Origin of the sequence: Streptomyces sp. NBC_01089 (assembly GCF_045162975.1) — a bacterium.
In the GTDB taxonomy this organism is placed as follows: Bacteria; Actinomycetota; Actinomycetes; order Streptomycetales; family Streptomycetaceae; genus Streptomyces.
This window is the reverse complement of the sequence record NZ_CP108660.1, coordinates 465091-482202: the sequence shown is the minus strand read 5'-3', so window position 1 is coordinate 482202 and position 17112 is coordinate 465091. Positions and strand designations below refer to the sequence as shown.

At 71.6% G+C, this 17112-nt stretch carries 15 protein-coding genes; 7 read left to right on the top strand and 8 right to left on the bottom strand.

The features are described 5' to 3' along the window. Nucleotides 1-55: 55 nt before the first annotated feature. The 3 genes from OG510_RS02150 (at nt 56) to OG510_RS02140 (ending at nt 2011) form a co-directional block, all read left to right on the top strand. Nucleotides 56-424: a PadR family transcriptional regulator gene (locus OG510_RS02150; RefSeq protein ID WP_406134923.1), complete on the top strand. Its 369-nt coding sequence runs from the start codon at nt 56-58 to the stop codon at nt 422-424. Continuing rightward, entirely contained in the window at nt 421-1392 is a 972-nt protein-coding gene (locus tag OG510_RS02145) for a permease prefix domain 1-containing protein (protein WP_406134921.1), read from the top strand. The genes OG510_RS02150 and OG510_RS02145 overlap by 4 nt, the downstream gene beginning before the upstream one ends. A gap of 178 nt (nt 1393-1570) precedes the next feature. Beyond that, nucleotides 1571-2011, top strand: coding sequence for a nuclear transport factor 2 family protein (locus OG510_RS02140; protein ID WP_406134920.1), 441 nt, complete (start codon nt 1571-1573; stop codon nt 2009-2011). Between the two features lie 163 nt (nt 2012-2174). Here OG510_RS02140 and OG510_RS02135 read toward each other — a convergent pair whose 3' ends face one another. The 3 genes from OG510_RS02135 to OG510_RS02125 all read right to left on the bottom strand — a co-directional run bounded on the left by OG510_RS02135 (nt 2175) and on the right by OG510_RS02125 (nt 6515). After that, nucleotides 2175-3686, bottom strand: coding sequence for an MFS transporter (locus OG510_RS02135; RefSeq protein ID WP_406134919.1), 1512 nt, complete (start codon nt 3684-3686; stop codon nt 2175-2177). 51 nt (nt 3687-3737) lie between these two features. Beyond that, nucleotides 3738-5153 (bottom strand): amidase, encoded by a 1416-nt coding sequence (locus OG510_RS02130; RefSeq protein ID WP_406134918.1) that lies wholly within the window; start codon nt 5151-5153, stop codon nt 3738-3740. 360 nt (nt 5154-5513) lie between these two features. Then, a complete protein-coding gene (locus OG510_RS02125; protein WP_406134917.1) occupies nt 5514-6515 on the bottom strand; it encodes a hypothetical protein in 1002 nt (333 codons plus the stop codon). Nucleotides 6516-7032: 517 nt separating this feature from the next. Here OG510_RS02125 and OG510_RS02120 point away from each other — a divergent pair. Together OG510_RS02120 and OG510_RS02115 are read left to right on the top strand one after the other, a co-directional pair. Beyond that, entirely contained in the window at nt 7033-7473 is a 441-nt protein-coding gene (locus OG510_RS02120) for a hypothetical protein (protein ID WP_164259875.1), read from the top strand. Nucleotides 7474-7668: 195 nt separating this feature from the next. Next, nucleotides 7669-8274: a class F sortase gene (locus OG510_RS02115; protein WP_406142277.1), complete on the top strand. Its 606-nt coding sequence runs from the start codon at nt 7669-7671 to the stop codon at nt 8272-8274. Between the two features lie 13 nt (nt 8275-8287). On the opposite strand, the gene OG510_RS02110 is transcribed toward OG510_RS02115, so the two are convergent. The 4 genes from OG510_RS02110 to OG510_RS02095 all read right to left on the bottom strand — a co-directional run bounded on the left by OG510_RS02110 (nt 8288) and on the right by OG510_RS02095 (nt 13064). Next, the gene (locus OG510_RS02110; protein ID WP_406134916.1) at nt 8288-8932 is read right to left on the bottom strand and encodes a dihydrofolate reductase family protein; all 645 of its coding nucleotides are present in this window, start codon (nt 8930-8932) and stop codon (nt 8288-8290) included. A gap of 56 nt (nt 8933-8988) precedes the next feature. Next, nucleotides 8989-10320, bottom strand: a complete 1332-nt coding sequence (locus OG510_RS02105; protein WP_406142276.1) for an 8-oxoguanine deaminase — start codon at nt 10318-10320, stop codon at nt 8989-8991. A gap of 128 nt (nt 10321-10448) precedes the next feature. Continuing rightward, nucleotides 10449-11786 carry a nucleobase:cation symporter-2 family protein gene (locus OG510_RS02100; protein ID WP_406134915.1) on the bottom strand — a complete coding sequence of 446 codons (1338 nt, stop codon included), beginning with the start codon at nt 11784-11786 and terminating at the stop codon, nt 10449-10451. Between the two features lie 192 nt (nt 11787-11978). Further along, the gene (locus OG510_RS02095; RefSeq protein WP_406134914.1) at nt 11979-13064 is read right to left on the bottom strand and encodes an isopenicillin N synthase family dioxygenase; all 1086 of its coding nucleotides are present in this window, start codon (nt 13062-13064) and stop codon (nt 11979-11981) included. 362 nt (nt 13065-13426) lie between these two features. On the opposite strand from OG510_RS02095, the gene OG510_RS02090 reads away from it, so the two are divergent. Continuing rightward, complete coding sequence (locus OG510_RS02090; protein WP_406134913.1) at nt 13427-15208, top strand: cytochrome c biogenesis protein CcdA; 1782 nt, start codon at nt 13427-13429, stop codon at nt 15206-15208. A 49-nt stretch (nt 15209-15257) separates the two neighbouring features. On the opposite strand, the gene OG510_RS02085 is transcribed toward OG510_RS02090, so the two are convergent. Further along, nucleotides 15258-15854 (bottom strand): TetR/AcrR family transcriptional regulator, encoded by a 597-nt coding sequence (locus OG510_RS02085; protein WP_406134912.1) that lies wholly within the window; start codon nt 15852-15854, stop codon nt 15258-15260. Between the two features lie 113 nt (nt 15855-15967). On the opposite strand from OG510_RS02085, the gene OG510_RS02080 reads away from it, so the two are divergent. Beyond that, nucleotides 15968-16996, top strand: a complete 1029-nt coding sequence (locus tag OG510_RS02080) for an aldo/keto reductase (RefSeq protein ID WP_406134911.1) — start codon at nt 15968-15970, stop codon at nt 16994-16996. Nucleotides 16997-17112 lie beyond the last annotated feature (116 nt).

The following is a 17112-nucleotide window of genomic DNA, read 5'->3' as shown; positions in this document are numbered from 1 at the left end:
CTCACCCATCATCGTCGCTGGACGATAGTGTGTGCCACACAGTAACGTGTCGGTCGTGACTGAATCTGAGTTGCTCGACACGCACCGGCAGGAGCTGCGCCGCGGCTCCGTGGTGCTCGCGAGCCTGCTCGCACTGCGAGAACCGGAGTACGGCTACCGGTTGCTGGACGTACTGGACCGCGCCGGGGTGCCCGTGGCGGCCAACACGCTGTATCCGCTGCTGCGCCGGCTCGAGGGCCAGGGGCTGCTGCTGAGCGAGTGGGACACGAGCCAGGCCAGGCCGCGCAAGATCTACCGCACCACCGGCGAGGGCGTCCTCCTGGCGAAGGCGCTCCAGCACGAGTGGCTGGCGATCGGCACAGCCCTGGCAGGTCTCGACCCGGAAACCACGGAACGGGAAACCACAGAAGGAGAAGAGCGGTGACCGCCACCCTGACCGACCGCTATGTCATGACCGTCGCGCGAGGCGTACCGGAGAAGCAGCGGAGCGACATCGAGCGGGAGCTGCGCGCCTCGATCGGCGACGACATAGACGCCCGCGTCGACCGCGGACAGACCCCGGACGAGGCCGAGTACGCGGCACTGAGCGACCTGGGCAACCCGGCCAGGCTCGCGTCGCGTTACACCCACGGGCCCGTCGCGCTCATCGGCCCCGACTTCTACCCGAGCTACCGGCACGCGCTGCGCGGGCTGGCCGTCACGGTGCTGCCCGCGGTCTATGCGGTGCTCGCGATCGTCTGCCGCGCCCGTGGCGGGAGCGTGTGGGCGACGCTGTTCCGGCCACTTGGGGACACCGTGACCGTGGCGCTCTGGCTCGCCGTGTGTGTGACCGTCCTGTTCGCGGCCGTGGACCGGGCCGTCACCGCCAAGTCCGGTACGGGTGGGGTGCGCACCGGATGGACGCCGGACCTACTGGCGCCCGTCCAGACGCGCCGGGAGACCGGGCGGCGCGATGTGATCGGGGTGGGCGGCAAGGCCGCGCTGGTCATCGCGCTGCTCCTCGTGCAGAGATGGGTCTCCCCGGTGCACGACGGTTCGGGTGCGGCGGTGCCCGTCATCGACCCGGCGCTGTGGGACGTATGGATCCCCTTCTTCCTGACCCTGATCGTGCTCGCCGTCGTACTCCGGGCGGTCGAGGCGCGGCTGCGGCGATGGAGCCCGGTGACCTCGGCGATCGACACGGCTCTCACGCTCGCCGGAGCCCTGCCGCTGGCCTGGCTGTTCTGGCAGGCGCGGGTGCTGAACCACGCGCTCCCCGGCGCCGGCGGGGCGCTCACCACCCACGGCAGCTGGATCTCCTGGGCGGGTGTCCTGTTCGCCGCTGTCGTCATCCTTGCCCGGCTCACGGACATCTGGCGCGGCCGCAGGCCCGCCGATGCCCACCGGCCGTAGCGCGGACCGACCCTCGGCAGGGCAGGCGTGCGCACCGCCGCAGGCAGAAAGCCGCCCTCGGTCTCCCGGTCAGCGGGAGAGCACGGGATCCGGACTCCCCTCCTGTGTTAGGAAGTTACGACCCTGCGCAGTGCACATTCCGCCCAGGGCACGGGCCTCCGAAACGACAGGAGCGACGATGACCGACACCCCCGGCACCCTCGACGACCGCCGGCTGATCACCGAACGGCTCGCCCGCCTCGCCGCGGCGTTCGACACCCGGGACTGGGAGGAAGCCGCCGCCACCTTCACCCCTGAGGCGTCCGGTTACGGGGCGACCGGCGTGGAGAACGTCGTCGCTGTCGTCAGACGCCATCTGGGCGGCTGCGGCCCCTCCCAGCACCTGCTCGGCAACCACCGGGTGACCGTCGACGGCGACCGCGCCAGGTCGCTGACGTACGCGCGCGTCCTCCACCAGGGCGCCGGCCCGATGGCCGACCGGTTCTACGAGTGCTGCGGTGAGTACGACGACCACTGGCGGCGCACGCAGGGCCAGTGGCTGTTGTGCGAGCGCCGGTTCACCGTGACGATCCAGACCGGAGACTTCGGCGTACTGCGTCCGGAACCGGCGCCGGCCTGACCGGTCCTGGGCTGCTCGCCGGAGACCGGCGGCCGCCCCATCGCCGTACGAGATCGCCGTACGAGATCGCCGTACGAGACTGCCTTACGAGTGGAACGGGCCGCCCGGCCGCGGTGGGAGACCGCGGCCGGGCGGCCCGTTCGGTGGCGCAGGAACGCCGGACTCAGCCGGCGGCCTCGGTCGGGGACAGCCGCAGGTCGTCCTGCGGCCGGATGAGATCGTCGTCCGGCTCGTCGAGGCCGCCCTGCGAGGGGGTACGGCCGTGTTTCATGACCAGGGCGACCACCACTCCGATGACGCCCACCAGCGCCGCGTACCCGTAGGCGTGGGTGAGCGCGCTGTCCGCGTACACCACGGCCCGGGTGGCGGGATCGACCGTCAGCACGTGGTCGGACATGACCACGCCGGTGATCGCCGTCGCGATGCCGGCGGACAGCATCGCCGTCATACCGGCGACCGAGTTGCCCATGGCGCTCTGCGAGACCGGCAGGGAGTCCTGGACCAGGTTGGCGTTCGACGAGTGCAGGAAGCCGACGGCACAGCCGCCGGCCAGGCTCACCAGACCTATCTCCCACTGCACGGTGAACAGCCGGGAGCCCAGGAACATGACCAGGACGAACAGCGCGCCGGAGGCGACCAGGACGTTGCGGGCGCCGATCCGCGTGGACAGGTAGCCGCCCAGCGGCCCCAGGATCATGGCGACGATGCCCAACGGGAAGGTCCAGACGGCCAGTTCAGTGGCCGAGAGCCCCGCGCCGTAACTGATGCCCGGGATGCCGACCGGTGTCCTCAGCATGGTGGGGCTGATCAGGGCGTGCGCGTTCATCATGTACGACACGCACACGACGGCCAGGACGGTCGGGCCGAACCTGCGGCCCAGCAGCACGTCGAGCGAGATCAGCGGCGCACTGCAGACGCGCTCCCAGAGCGTGAAACCGACCAGCATGGCCACACCGAGGATCAGCAGCGTCAGGGTGGAACCGGCCGTCCAGCCCCAGCTGCTGCCCTGGGTGATGCCGAGCAGCAGCACACCCGTGCCCGGCCCGAGGAGAAGGGTCCCGATGTAGTCCACGGGACGGTTGGCCCGCACCGGACTCTCCGGGATCACCAGCGCGTAGACCGGCAGCAGCACGACCCCGTAGAGGGCGAGGAACCAGAAGATGCCATGGAACCCGTACTGGTCGATGAGCCAGCCCGCGAGGAAGGGGCCGGCGAGCGCCGCCATGCCGATCCCCGTCACCACGGTCCCCAGGGCTATCGGTACGAACTCACGCGGCATGACGTCGCGCACCAGGCTGTAGGAGAGGGAGACGATGCCGACGAGAAAGCCCTGCATCGCGCGGCCCACCAGCAGGACCGCGAACGAGGACGCGAGCGCGCAGATGACGCTGCCGACGACGAAGACAGCGCCGAGGCAGAGGATGGCCCTCTTCTTGCCCCAGTTGTCCGCCGCCTTGCCCACCAGCGGCAGGACCGTGGCACCGGTGAGACTGACGACGGATGCGGCCCAGGCGATGTGCAGCGTCTTGAAGCCGGCAGCCATGTCCGGCATCGCCGGGTAGACCATGGTGATCTCGAAGGTACCTGCCTCCGAGAGAAGGATGACCAGGACGAGCACGGCTATCGCCCTGCCTCTGGAGACCGTGGTTGAGGTCGGGGTGAGGTTCTCTGCCATCGTGATCCTTTGCCGAGGAGTGCCGACCGGGGGGAGCGGTGCTGGGATGTGTCAATCGCCCTTGCCTGCCGGGGCGCCGGAAGCCCAGGGCGCGGCCTCTTCCAGCTGTGCGGCCAGCGCGAGCAGCAGTCCCTCGCCACCGAGACCGGCGGCGAACTGGACGCCCAGCGGCAGTCCGTCGCCGTCGTGCCCGAAGGGGACGGACATCGCCGGCATGCCGGTGACGTTGTAGACGCTGGTGAACGCGGAGTAGACCGCGGCGTGTTCGTAGATCGTCTCCGGCCGGCGGGTGTCGAGGAGGCCCAGCCGTGCCGTCGGCCGCGCGAGGGTCGGGCTCAGCAGCACGTCGTACTCCGTGAACGCCTCGCCGACCTGCCAGCCGATCTCCTGCACGCGCCGCAGTGCCCGGCTGACGTCGGCGGCGGCGAGCGAGCGGTAGTGCTCGTAGAGCACCCTGGTGAGGGGTTCGAGGTCGTCGTCGGCGAGTGGCCGCCCGAGCTGGTCGAGACGGGCGTCGATCTGTACGACCAGGTCGCTGTTCATCAGGACGCCGGAGGCCGCGCCCACCTCGTCGGGCCGGTAGGGCGCCGTCGCCTCGGTGACCTTGTGGCCGAGGCTCTCGCACAGGCGCGCGGCCTCACGCACGGCCCGGTCCGGCTCGGGGTGCACATCGGGGCCGCCGGGCAGGGCGGTGATCAGTCCGATCCGCAGGCGTCCCGGATCGCGCCGTGCGAGGGCGGAGAAGGAGTCGGCCGCGGTGGGCGCCGCGTAGGCGTCCCCGGGGAGCGGGCCGGCCGCGATGTCGAGGAGGAGCGCGCTGTCGCGCACCGTCGAGGTCACCGCGTGATGGGACGAGACCAGTCCGGACAGCGTGGTGGGCCGGGGCGAGGGGGAGATCCGACCGCGGCTGGGTTTGAGGCCGAACAGCCCGCAGGCCGCCGACGGGATACGGATCGAACCGCCGCCGTCGCTGGCGTGGGCGACCGGAACCATCCCGGCGCTCACGGCCGCGGCCGACCCCCCGCTCGATCCGCCGGGCGAGTGCCGGAGGTCCCACGGGTTGCGGGTGGGCCCTCGGAGCACCGGTTCGGTACTGGCGTTGAGGCCGAATTCGGGGGTGTTGGTGGTGCCGAGTACGACCATGCCGGCACGGCGGTAGCGCGTGACGAGTTCGCTGTCGCGGGTGGCGACGGCATCGGCGAAGAGTCTGCTGCCGCCGGCGGCCGGCAGTCCGGTGACCTCCATGCCGAGGTCCTTGACGAGGACCGGCACTCCGCGCAGCGGGCCGTCGGGCAGCCCGGCGTCCACCTCGGCGAGCGCCTCGTCGAACCGGGTGTGGATGACGGCGTTGAGTTCGCCGTTCAGCTTCTCGATACGGGCGATGGCGGCCTCGACCACGGCCCGGTCGCTCACCTCGCCGTCCACGATCGCGGTCGCCGTCGCGACGGCGTCCCACCTGTCGGCCACTGGCTTCTCCTCACACTCGGACAATCGCGCAGCGGGGGACCGGACCCTGGTGGCGGGCGCAGCTCGCCGCACGGCGCTGCTTCGTTGTGGTCTGCGGTCCGTGGTCCTGTCGCTCCCGTGCCACGGCGCGGGGAACGGGCGGAGAACGGGGCGGAGCTTTGGGGGGTGAGGGGAAGTTACGGCGCGACACGGCCGCCGATGTGACGCGTCCCACTCACCGGGAACTCCGGGGACCCGACGTGGGACCACTGATCCGGCTCATCCGGCTCCGGGCAGCGCGCGGCACCGGGCGCGGTCCGTCGTACGGGGGCGCCCGGTGGCCGGTGAGAGGGCTCGGGGATGCGCGGTGAGGCGGGACGGTCAGCTGTTGAAGCCGGCGTGCACGTGGTCGTGGTGGGTGGCGTCCGAGAAGAACTGGTTCGTCGTCGCTCCGCCCCCGAGCTGCACCGGGCCGCCGACGTTGTACGAGCCTGCCGCCGCCGCGGCGCGCATGAAGGACTCGATCAGGGAGCGGGGCGTCGACGTGGCGACCACCGGGTGCCCGTTGATGCGCCAGACGTCGAAGGCGCGGCCGAGCGGGTGATCGCTGGGCCGGTCGGTGCCGAAGACGTCCAGCGGATGCCCGGACCGCACGACGCTCACATCGATCCGGTAGGTGCCCGCGAGCCGGAGCAGTGCGCTGAGCGCGCTCGGGTGGACGGCGCCGCTGCGGATGTCGGCCGCGGAGGCCGGCGGCAGGCTGATGCGGCGGTCGGCGAGGATTTTGCGGGCCGTGGCGGACAGCGTCGACGAGGCGCGCCCCGGAGCCGCCGGGTGGAGCGCCGTCACCGACCAGCGTGGCCGCGCCTGGCTCAGCCGTACGTCCACCGTCGTACCTCCGGCGGTCACCTTGCCGCCCCCGGTGCGGGTCCACTGCCGGCATACGACCAGGACACTGGCGGAGTCGGCGAGGATGCCGCCGTACTGCGCGTCGATGACCTGGAGGGCGGCCTCGTCCGCGCCGGACAGCAACGGCCCCGCCTGGTCGGCCAGCCGGGCGGGCAGCCCGAGCGCGGTCACCCTGGCCCGGGCCTTCGCCGCACCCTCGCCGCCCGGCCGCCAGGTGCCCAGCGCCTCGATCAGCTGCACGGCGCGCAGCTTCACCGCGGGGTCCACGTCGGCCGCGTTCGGCCGCCAGGCCGTCGTGTGGGGCAGCGTGGCAGCCGACGGCGATGCGGAGGCCGCCGGCGCCGGGGGCTGTGCGCCGCGGGTCGCCGTACCTGAGCAGCCGGACGCGGTGAGTGCGAGCGCCGCCGCGCCGAACAGGACCGAGCGGCGGCCGGCGTCCGCAGGACCGCGCGGACTGTCGGGGGTCCGGGGCATGTGCGGCTCCCAATCTGTTCTGGACGGCGGGCCGGACGCCGTGAGGGCCGGCCCGGGCGGACGTGTACGGACGGGTGCAGATACCCACGGGCGTGTACGAACGGGTACGACGCCTACGGACGTGCGGCCACCGTGCTCCGCAGGCGGCGACCCTAGGACCGCCGCCCGGCCCGCGCCCGCGCCACGCCACCCGGCCGCCCGCAATGCACCCCAACGGCAGGCGACGGCCTCCGCCGGGCGGGGCACCGCCTCCGGGGCCCCGGACCCGCCGCGTGTCGCAACCGCGGTGATCACCCGTTCGGCCGGGCTGCCGCCGGAGCGCTTCGAGAGCTTTGTGTACCAATGTGACCTGCGAGGATCCGGCTGACGGCCTGCCAGGCGGGGAAGCAGGACCATGCTCCTGATGGGTGGTCAGAGAGACGGCTGGTGGTGGCTGCGTTGTGATCGGTCCTGTGCGTACGGACTCGATCGTCTGCGGTGCACAGGTGCTGCATCCGTACGCGCGGAAGGTTGGATCATGCGTTCTATACATGCGCTTCTGGGCACGGCCGCTCTCGGTGCGGCTGTCGTACTGACCGCTCCCTCGGCCCACGCCGCCGTGGTGCAGGCTCCGCAGACCAGTGCGGCCTGTTCGAAGGCCACCTCGGACGCCCAGAAGGCCGAGGCGGATTACCAGGCCGCGCTCAAGGACTACAAGGACCAGACCGCCCAGGGCGGTCACCCGGGCAAGGCCGAGCAGGACAACCTCGACAAGCTCCAGTCGAACGCCAACGCGCTGGCCTCGGACGCCGCCCGCATCTGCCCCGACTCCAAAATGCCGTCGGGCACCATGCGCACCGGCAGCGGCAGCACCAGCCAGGGCGTCAACAGCACGGACGTCGCGCTGGGCGCGGGCCTGCTCGCCGCTGTCGCGGCCGGGTCGCTGCTCCTGCGCCGCCGCGGCGACCGCCAGTCCTGACCAGGGTCCGCCCGCCGGACGCAGCCGCGCCCCCCTGTGCCCCGGGCGCTGTCCCGGGGCACCAGGGGCGTCGGCGCTCCGGCCCGTACGTCAGGCAGGCAAACCGTGGACCCAAACGTCCCCGCCGGCGTCCGTCCGCCACCGACGGAGACCACCGGCACCCTGCGCCGCGGCACCGTCGCGATGCTGGTCACCATGGCGGTCTGTCTCGCGGTCGCGCTGATCAGCAACGGTCTGCTGATACAGAAACCGCCGCCGCAGCCCGGAGCCGCCCAGGGGTTCTCCGCCCCCGGACACCCGTACGCCGGTGACGGGTCGGCCGCGCCCGCGCCCGCGCCGCTGCCGCCCTCCGTACCCGAGCGTGTGCGCATTCCCGCGCTGCGGGTCGACGCCCCGCTGACGCCGCTGGCCCTGGAGCCGAACGGCAGCCTCGCGGCCCCGCCCGACAACGTGCGTAACCTCGCCGGCTGGTACAAGGACGGCACCAGCCCCGGCGCGAAGGGCACAGCCGTCATCGCAGGCCACGTGGACAACCAGCAGGGCCCGGCCGTCTTCTACGGACTGGGCTCGCTGAAGAAGGGCAACACCGTCCGGGTCGTGAGGACCGACGGGGTGACCGCTGTCTTCACCATCGACGCCATCGAGGTGTACACGGCGAAGGACTTTCCCGACCGGAAGGTCTACGGAGCTGCTCCGCGGCCGGAACTGCGCCTCATCACCTGTGGCGGAGGCTTCGACAAGAAGCATCAGCACTACCTCGGCAACGTTGTCGTCTACGCCCATCTCACCGGGACCGGCTGAGGCGACCCCCGCGTCACTTCCGCCAGAACAGATGGTGGGTCACGCCGCTCGGGCTGGGGACGACGTCCAGATGGAACCGGTCGAGCAGCTCGTCGGGCGACTCCCAGAGCCGCAGCCCCGCCCCGAGCTTCAGCGGCGAGACGGCCACATGCAGAGTGTCGACGAGACCGGCGTCGAGGAACTCCCTGATGGTGGTGACTCCGCCGCCGAGCCTGACGTCCTTGCCCTGTGCGGCCTCCCGCGCCTGCTGGAGAACAGCGGCCGGGTCGCCGTCGACGAAGTGGAACGTCGTGTCGGAGAGCGTGATCGAAGGACGCTTGTGGTGGGTCAGGACGAACACCGGGGTGTGGAACGGAGGTTCATCGTCCCACCAGCCCTGCCACTCCAGGTCGGTCCAGGGCCCGCGCTGGGGCCCGAACTTGTTGCGCCCCATGATCTCGGCGCCGATGTTGTGCGCGAAGTCCCGTGTGAGGTAATCGTCCAGGCCGCGGCTCCCACCGGAGTCGGTGCGCATCGGCCAGCTCGCCGTGGCGCCCGCCCAGGAGAACAGCCTCTCGGGCTCGGCAAAGCCGAAGGGCCGCTCCAGGGTCTGGTCCGGACCGGCCGCGATCCCGTCGGCCGAGACGTTGAAGTTCTGGACTCTCAGTAGCTGCGTCACTTCTTCTCCTGTGGTGGTTTCGACAACGCAGGTATGACCGGCCGGGACGGGAAAACTCATCGGTCGCCGGTCAGCGAGGCCAGCCGCCGCGCCTGAGTGCGGGTGTCGCGGGCGACGGCGTCCTCGTCGACGGTGACGAGATGGCTGTCCTCCACGACCGGCTCGCCGTTGACGAGCAACAGCGTAAGCGGGGCCGGAGCGCCCAGCACGAGAGCCGCGACCGGGTCGGCGATGGAGGAGTGCAACAGACCGTCCAGCCTCCACAGCGCGAGATCCGCCAGCTTGCCGGTCTCCACCGAGCCGATCTCGTCCTCCCGGCCCAGTACGCGCGCACCGCCCATGGTGCCCATCCGGAGTGCCTGGCGGACGGTGAGGGCCTTCTCCCGGTGGTCACCGAGACGGTTGATCAGCAGTGCGTTGCGCAGCTCGGCGCCGAGCTGCCCGCATTCGTTGGACGCGGAGCCGTCCACGCCAAGCCCCACCGGTACGCCCGCCGCGAGCAGGTCGGGGACGCGGGCGAGACCGGCGGCGACCCGGGCGTTGGAGGACGGACAGTGCGCGACACCGGTGCCGGTGTCGGCGAAGCGGGCGATGTCGGTGTCGGACATATGGATGCAGTGGGCCATCCACACGTCAGGGCCGAGCCACCCGGTGGACTCCAGCAGCTCGGTCGGCGTCATGCCGTACCGCAGCATGCAGTACTCCTCCTCCTCGCGGGTCTCACTGCCGTGGGTGTGCAGCCGGACGCCCTTGGCACGGGCCAGAGTTGCCGCCGAACGCAGCAGCTCGGACGAGACCGAGAAGGGCGAGCAGGGGGCGACGCCGACGCGGAGCATGGAAGCGGGGGACGGGTCGTGCCAGCGGTCGATCGCCGTCTCGGTGGCGAGCAGCGCCTCTTCCGTGCTCTCCACCGCGAAGTCCGGCGGCAGCCCGCCGTCCGACGCGCCCCGGTCCATGGAGCCGCGGGTGGGCGAGAACCGCAGGCCCATACCGGCGGCGGCACGGATCTCGGCGCCCAGCAGGTCACCGGCCCCGCGGGGAAAGACGTAGTGGTGGTCGGCTGCGGTGGTGACCCCGGACAGCGCCAGGGCCGCCAGGGAGCCCTGCGCCGCGGCGTGCACCATCGGTTCGTCGATCCGGGCCCAGACGGGGTAGAGGCTGACCAGCCAGTCGAAGAGATTGCAGTCCTGCGCGAGGCCGCGGGTGATCCACTGGTAGAAGTGGTGGTGGGTGTTGACAAGGCCGGGAGTCAGCAGATGCCCGTCGCCGTCGATCCGCCGGACGACGTCCGTCAGATCCGTGGGCGCGGGCCCGGGGCCGGCCGACTCGATACGGTGACCGGCGACCACGACATGGCCGTAGGTGTACTCGGTGCCGCTCGCGTCCATGGTGGCGAGGGCGCAGTTCTCGATGACAAGTCGGCCGACCGGCACGGTTGTTCCTCTCTGCTCTGCTTCGGTTCTTCTCTGCTCCGGTGTGCTCCGGTGTGCTTCGGGGCGTTCGCGTACGTGGCTGTTCAGGGGGCGGTCCGCTGTCCGGTGCGCCGTCGCGGGGTGTGGTTGAACAGCAGGTTGAGCGCGAAGGCGCAGACCGCGGTGCAGGTGATGGCGCTGCCGAAGACGATGCGCGCCCCGGCGGGCAGCCGGTCGTAGATGTGCGGTGCGGTGACCGGGACCATCCCGGCGACCAGCGAGATGGCGACGATCAGCAGGTTCGAGGTGCCGTCGAAGTCGACATGGCGCAGGATGCGGATCCCGACCCCGGCCACCATGGCGAACATGACCAGTGCGGCGGCGCCCACCACCGGGTCGGGCAGCGAGGCGACGAGGGAGCCGAGCCGGGGTACGCAGCCGAGCACGATCAGCAGGACCCCGGCGGCGGCCGTGACCCAGCGGCTGCGCACCCGGGTCATCTCGACCAGCCCGAGATTCTCCGCGAAGACCGTGTCGGGGAAGGAGTTCATGACCCCGCCGATCACCCCGGACAGCCCGTCGGCGGCCAGCCCGCGGGCGAGGTCACCGGTGGTCAGGGGCCGGTCGGTCATCTCCGCCACCGCGAGCATGCTCGCGGTCGACTCCGTGAAGATCACCAGCATGACCACACACATCGAGACCACGGCGGCCACCGGGAAGTGCGGCGCCCCGAAGTGGAAGGGCTCCGGCAGCCCGGCCCAGGGGGCCCGGGACACCTCCGAGAAGTCGGTCTGCCCGAGCAGGACCGCGGCGACCGTGCCCGCCACCATCCCCACCAGTACGGCGACTTGGCCGAGGAAGCCACGCGAGATCCGCATCACCGCCACGACCAGCGCGAGCACCCCGCCCGCCAGCAGCAGCCGTACGGGGGCCGCGTAGCCGGGGGCCGACGTGTTGTCCCCGGCCACCATCTGGGTGCCCACCCCCAGCAGGGACAGCCCGATGACGGTGATCACGGTGCCGCCGACCAGCGGCGGGAAGTAGCGCACCAGACGGGCGAACGGCGCCGCGACGAGCATCCCGAACACCCCGCCGGCCAGCATCGCCCCGTAGACCGCCGCCATCCCGTACTGCTGCGCGATGAGGATCATCGGCGCCACGGCGCTGAAGCCCGCACCGGCCACGATCGGCAGCCGCACACCGAGCACCCGGCCCACCCCCACGCTCTGCAGCAGCGTCACCACCCCGGCCACCAGCAGATCCGCGTCGATGAGCAGGGTCACCGTGGCGTGCGGCAGCCGGGTCGCGGCGCCGAACAGCAGGGGGACGGCGATGGATCCGGTGTACATCACCAGCACATGCTGGGCGCCGAGGAGCAGGAGCGCACCCCACGCCGGGCGCTGGTCGACCGGGTGGCGCGGGGGCGGGCAGGCGTCTTCCACAGGGCAGGCGTCTTCCACGGGACGGGACCTCTCCATACCTCTCGGCACTCTCCATGCGCGGTGCGTGCGTCTCCGCAGGCGCGGTTGCTTCTCCGCGCGGCCCGGCGGGGCGGCCCTTCACCCCCGGCCGCTCGCCGGGCGCTCGCCGGCCGTTCGTCGGGCGGGCGAAGGCCGTGCGTTCCCGGGGCCAGGTCAGCGATCGCCGGTGCGGGTGCCGGATTCATCGGCGGCGAGCAGCCGTGCGCTCTCGCGCGCCGCGTCCTCGTGCGGCCGCAGTGCACGCGAGCCCGCGAGTTTGGCCGTGATGTGGTCGCCGATGGTGACCGGCGGGTAGAGCGGGTCGGCGCCCGCGGGAACGCAGCCCGGCAGCGGGCTGATCACGGCGTTGTGGTTGCCGTCGTGGAAGTACGCGGCGGACCTGCGGCGCACCAGCCGCCCCTCGGCGTCGGTCGGCGGCAGCACCCGGTGCAGCGTGGAGCGCCACTGGTCATTGGTCCAACGGGCCAGTGCGTCACCGAGGTTGACCAGCAGCGCGCCTTCGGCGGGCAGTACGTCGTGCCACTGCCCGGTGTCGCCGAGGATCTGGAGCCCGGGCACCCGGTCGGCCCAGAGCACGGTGACGATGCCGTAGTCGGTGTGCGCGCCCATCCCCATCCGGCCCCGGTCGACATGGGTCTCCCCGGCGGGCAGCGCGTAGTTGTTCATCCGCAGTACGTCGACGGAGTGGTCGGTGTACGGGCCGAAGAAGCCCTCGTCGAGGCCCAGCGCGTGAGCGAATACCCCGGTCAGCAGCCGCGCCAGACCTCCGGCGTGCCGGAACCAGGTGTCGACGGCCGCCCGGAAGCCGGGAACACGGCCGGGATCGGGCCAGCGGTTCGCGGCGAAGTGTGTGGCGGGCAGGGCGCCGCCGGTGTGCCCGGCGCCGTCCACGCCGACGTTGAACGCCTCGAAGAGGTCCTCCGGCGAGGTCACGCCCAGGCTGAGGCTGAGTTTCTCCGCACGGGGCGGGGTGTAGCCCCGGTTGATCTCGGGCGGGGCGACCAGGGCGCTCTTCTCCGCCCGGGGGAGGGCGAAGAAGGCGTCCATGGCGTCGGCCAGGTCCCGCCCGGCGGCCGCGGGAATGCCGTGGCCGGTGATCTGCATGAAGCCAACCGTGCGGGCCGCGGCGTCGACGGCCGACGCGAGGGCGGCGCGCACCGACGCGCCGCCCTCCGCCCAGCGCGCGACATCGATGACAGGAACGGTGAAGTCGCCTTGCTGCGGGGGGACTTCGGTCATCGAAGGGCCTCCATCCGTGCGGGCGTGGACAGCGGATCGCTCCACTGACGGTGTGTCACACGGTGACGGAAGCGCGGTGAGCGTGTAAATGCCCGGCTCCGGATTCTGGCCGTCCACCCAAGACGGGCGTGTTCCGGGTCCGCGGACCTTGGTCGAACCTCCAAGGCGGCACTCTTCCGCGGCACTTGGAGCAGATGCGCGGGACGCGTCCTGGCTCCCTCATATTTACCACCCGTGCTGATGATCAGGGCCGCATCTGTGACATCTCATCGGCGTCAGGACCAATCCGGATTCCGGGCACCTTCGAATGAGGTGCAACAGGGGAGCGGGTCGGCCGCTCTCACGCAACGAAGGTGGCTGCCGTGCTCACGTTGATCCTCATCGGGCTGCTGGGCGGGCTCATCACCGCTGTCTCGCCGTGCATCCTCCCGGTGCTCCCCGTCGTCTTCCTCGCCGGCGGCCCCGGCTCCCGGCAGCCGCCCGGTGCGGCGCCCCCGCCGGGCCGACCGAGTGCCGCACAGCAGGACGGCGACGTCCTGCTCGCCGCGTCCGACGCACCACCGGCACCGAAGGCTCCGCGCAACCGGCGCCCGTACGCGGTGGTCGCCGGGCTGGTCATCAGCTTCAGCTTCTTCACCCTGCTGGGCGTCACCCTCATCTCCGCCCTGGGCCTGCCGCAGGACATCCTGCGCTACGTCGGGCTCGCCCTGCTCGTCCTGATCGGCCTCGGGCTGATCTTCCCGGCCGTGGAACGGCTGCTGGAGAAGCCGTTCGCCCGGATCCCGCAGCGCCAGGTCAACAAGGAGGGAAGCGCCCTCGTCCTCGGTCTGGGGCTCGGCCTGCTGTATGTGCCGTGCGCGGGACCGGTGCTCGCCGCGATCACCGTGGCCGGCGCACGCGGCCGGATCAACGCCGACATCGTCGCCCTGACGGTGGCCTTCGCCGTCGGGACCGCGATCCCGCTGCTGATCTTCGCGCTGGCCGGCCGGCGGGTCGCGGAGCGGGTGAGCGCGTTCCGTACGCGGGCCCGCAAGCTGCGGATCGCCGCCGGGGCGCTGATGATCGTCCTCGCGCTGGCGCTCGCGTTCAACGTCACCGACGCCATCCAGCGCGCCCTGCCCGACTACACATCCGCCGCCCAGCAGAAGGTCGAGGACAGCGACGCCGCGCGGCAGAAGCTCTCCGGCCTCTACGACAACAGCAACAAGGAACTCTCCCGCTGCGAGGACGGCGAGGACGCGCTGCGCTCCTGCGGCAAGGCGCCCGCGATCGGCGGCATCGCCAAGTGGCTCAACACGCCCGGCGGACAGCCCGTGGACCTGAAGGCGCTGCACGGCAAGGTCGTCCTGATCGACTTCTGGACGTACTCCTGCATCAACTGCCAGCGCAGCCTGCCGTACATCGAGGCATGGAACAAGACGTACAAGGACAGCGGGCTGCAGGTCATCGGGGTGCACTCACCCGAGTTCGCCTTCGAGAAGAATCCGGCCAACGTGGCGGACCAGGCCAGGAAGCTCGGTGTCACCTATCCCGTCGCCCTCGACAACAAGCTGACCACCTGGGACAACTACCGCAACCGCTTCTGGCCCGCGAAATACCTGATCGACGCCCATGGCACCGTGCGTTACTTCAAGTTCGGCGAGGGCCAGTACGCACAGACCGAGGACCTGATCCGCACCCTGCTCAAGCAGGCCGACCCCGGTGTGCGGCTGCCGCCGAAGACCGGCCGGAGCGATGCGGCGCTGACCGCCGACCGTACACCGGAGACGTACCTCAGCAATCTGCGGATCCACGGCTACACCGGTGACCCGCTGGTCGACGACAAGCCGGCCTCGTACCACCTGGCGTCCCCCATCCCGCTCAACAGGCTCTCCATCGGGGGCACCTGGACCGCGGGCTACGAGCACTTCACCGCCGGGGCCGGTGCCCGGCTCGCCATGACGTACAGGGCGAAGAACGCCAATCTGGTCCTCGCGGGCAACGGACCGGTCAAGGTGCTCGTCGACGGCAAGCTCACCAAGACCCTGCGGGTCCACGGCGCTCCCACGCTCTACAAGCTCGTGGACGGGAAGACCGCCCGCCGGGCCACGGTGGAGATCCGGCCCGCCGCCGGTATCCAGGCGTACTCGTTCACGTTCGGCTAGCCGTGCCGAAGCGCCGAAGCGGTGGACGTCCGTGATCGGCCCTTCGTGGTCAGCCCTTCGGGGTGCCGTAGCGGAGGCCGTCCACCAGCAGGGCGATCATGCGCTGGGTGTGGCCGTCGTTGTCCTCCCCGGCGGGCAGCGTCAGGTTGCCTATGGCGCGCAGCAGGTCCCAGGCGTCGGCGTCGGAGCGGATCTCGCCGGCCTGCGCCGCACGGTCCAGGAGTGCTTCGAGCGCGGGCTCGAAGCGCCGCTGGAAGTAGGGCGGCAGGCTGTCGTACGCCGGGTCGCCCGAGTGCAGGGCGGCGCTCAGCCCGCGCTTGGTGGCGATGAAGCCGGCGAAGCGCTGCAGCCACCGGCTCAGGGCCTCGACCGGTCCGTGCTCGGCTGCGAGCACGGGGGCTGCGGCGGCGCAGGCGTCGACCTCGTTGCGGAAGACGGCGGCGATGAGGTCCGAGCGCTGCGGAAAGTGCCGGTAGAGGGTGCCCGCGCCGACCCCCGCCTTCGCGGTGATCTGCCGGACGGGGGCGTCCACGCCCGATGCGGAGAACACCTCAGCGGCTGCGGTGAGCAGGGCGTCGATGCTGCGCCGCGCGTCGGCGCGCACGGCCTGGCGGGGCTGGTCTCCCGTCGTCGGGACGTCCGTCATGGGGTCTCCTTTTGCCAACCGGAACAACGTTCCGTATCGTGATGGTGGAACGTTGTTCCGCTTCTGCCAGCGTATCGCGCTGCGGCGGAACGCCCCACCCCAGGAGGACCACCATGAAGTACCGCACGCTGGGCCGGACCGGCATCAAGGTCAGCCCCTACTGCCTGGGCGCGATGATGTTCGGGGCCATGGGCAACCCCGACCACGACGACTCGGTCCGCATCATCCACAAGGCGCTGGACGCGGGCATCAACTTCGTCGACACCGCCGACGCCTACGCGCGCGGCGAGTCCGAGGAGATCGTCGGCAAGGCTCTCAAGGGACGCCGCGACAACGTCGTACTGGCCACCAAGGCCCACCTCCCGATGGGGGACGACCCCAACCAGCGGGGCAACTCCCGGCGCTGGCTGGTCCGCGCGCTCGACGACTCGCTGCGCCGGCTGGGGACCGACCACGTCGACCTCTTCCAGGTCCACAGGCCCGACCCGGACACCGACGTGGAGGAGACCCTCTCGGCCCTCACCGACCTGGTGCGCGCGGGCAAGGTCCGGGCCATCGGCGGCTCCACCTTCCCCGCGTCGGACATCGTCGAGGCCCAGTGGGTGGCGGAGCGGCGCGGCCTCCAGCGGTTCCGCACCGAGCAGCCGCCGTACTCGATCCTCAACCGGAGCATCGAGCGTGAGGTGCTGCCCGTCTGCGAGCGGTACGGGATGGGGGCCCTGGTCTGGAGTCCGCTCGCGGGCGGCATGCTCACCGGCCGCTACCGCAAGGGCCGGCAGGCCGACACCCACCGGTCCGGCTTCGGCTTCAAGCACCTGGTCGACGAGCGGCGGCTCGACGTCGTCGAGCAGCTCATCCCGCTCGCAGACGAGGCCGGAATGCCGCTGAGCCATCTGGCGACGGCCTTCGCGGTCTCCCACCCCGGCGTCACATCGGCGATCATCGGCCCCCGCACCATGAACCACCTGGACGACCTGCTCGCAGGCGCCGGGACGGTCCTGAGCGACGAGATCCTCGACCGGATCGACGCCATCGTGCCCCCGGGCACCGACATCGGGACGCTGGACATGGCCTACAACCCGCCGGCCGTCGAACGCGCCGTCCTGCGCCGCCGCCCGGCGGATGAGCGCTCCGCCGCCTGACCGGCCGCCCCGGTACCGGCCTTCCGGTACCGGCCCCGGAACCGGCCCCGGCCCCGGAACCGGCCCCGGAACCGGAACCGGAACCGGCCCCGGAACCGGAGGGCCCGGCCGGCAGT

Coding starts and splice junctions, on each gene's coding strand:
- OG510_RS02140 (WP_406134920.1), top strand. CDS start 1,571: ATGACCGACACCCCCGGCACCCTCGACGACCGCCGGCTGATCACCGAA.
- OG510_RS02135 (WP_406134919.1), bottom strand. CDS start 3,686: ATGGCAGAGAACCTCACCCCGACCTCAACCACGGTCTCCAGAGGCAGG.
- OG510_RS02125 (WP_406134917.1), bottom strand. CDS start 6,515: ATGCCCCGGACCCCCGACAGTCCGCGCGGTCCTGCGGACGCCGGCCGC.
- OG510_RS02120 (WP_164259875.1), top strand. CDS start 7,033: ATGCGTTCTATACATGCGCTTCTGGGCACGGCCGCTCTCGGTGCGGCT.
- OG510_RS02115 (WP_406142277.1), top strand. CDS start 7,669: ATGGCGGTCTGTCTCGCGGTCGCGCTGATCAGCAACGGTCTGCTGATA.
- OG510_RS02105 (WP_406142276.1), bottom strand. CDS start 10,320: ATGGACGCGAGCGGCACCGAGTACACCTACGGCCATGTCGTGGTCGCC.
- OG510_RS02095 (WP_406134914.1), bottom strand. CDS start 13,064: ATGACCGAAGTCCCCCCGCAGCAAGGCGACTTCACCGTTCCTGTCATC.
- OG510_RS02085 (WP_406134912.1), bottom strand. CDS start 15,854: ATGACGGACGTCCCGACGACGGGAGACCAGCCCCGCCAGGCCGTGCGC.
- OG510_RS02080 (WP_406134911.1), top strand. CDS start 15,968: ATGAAGTACCGCACGCTGGGCCGGACCGGCATCAAGGTCAGCCCCTAC.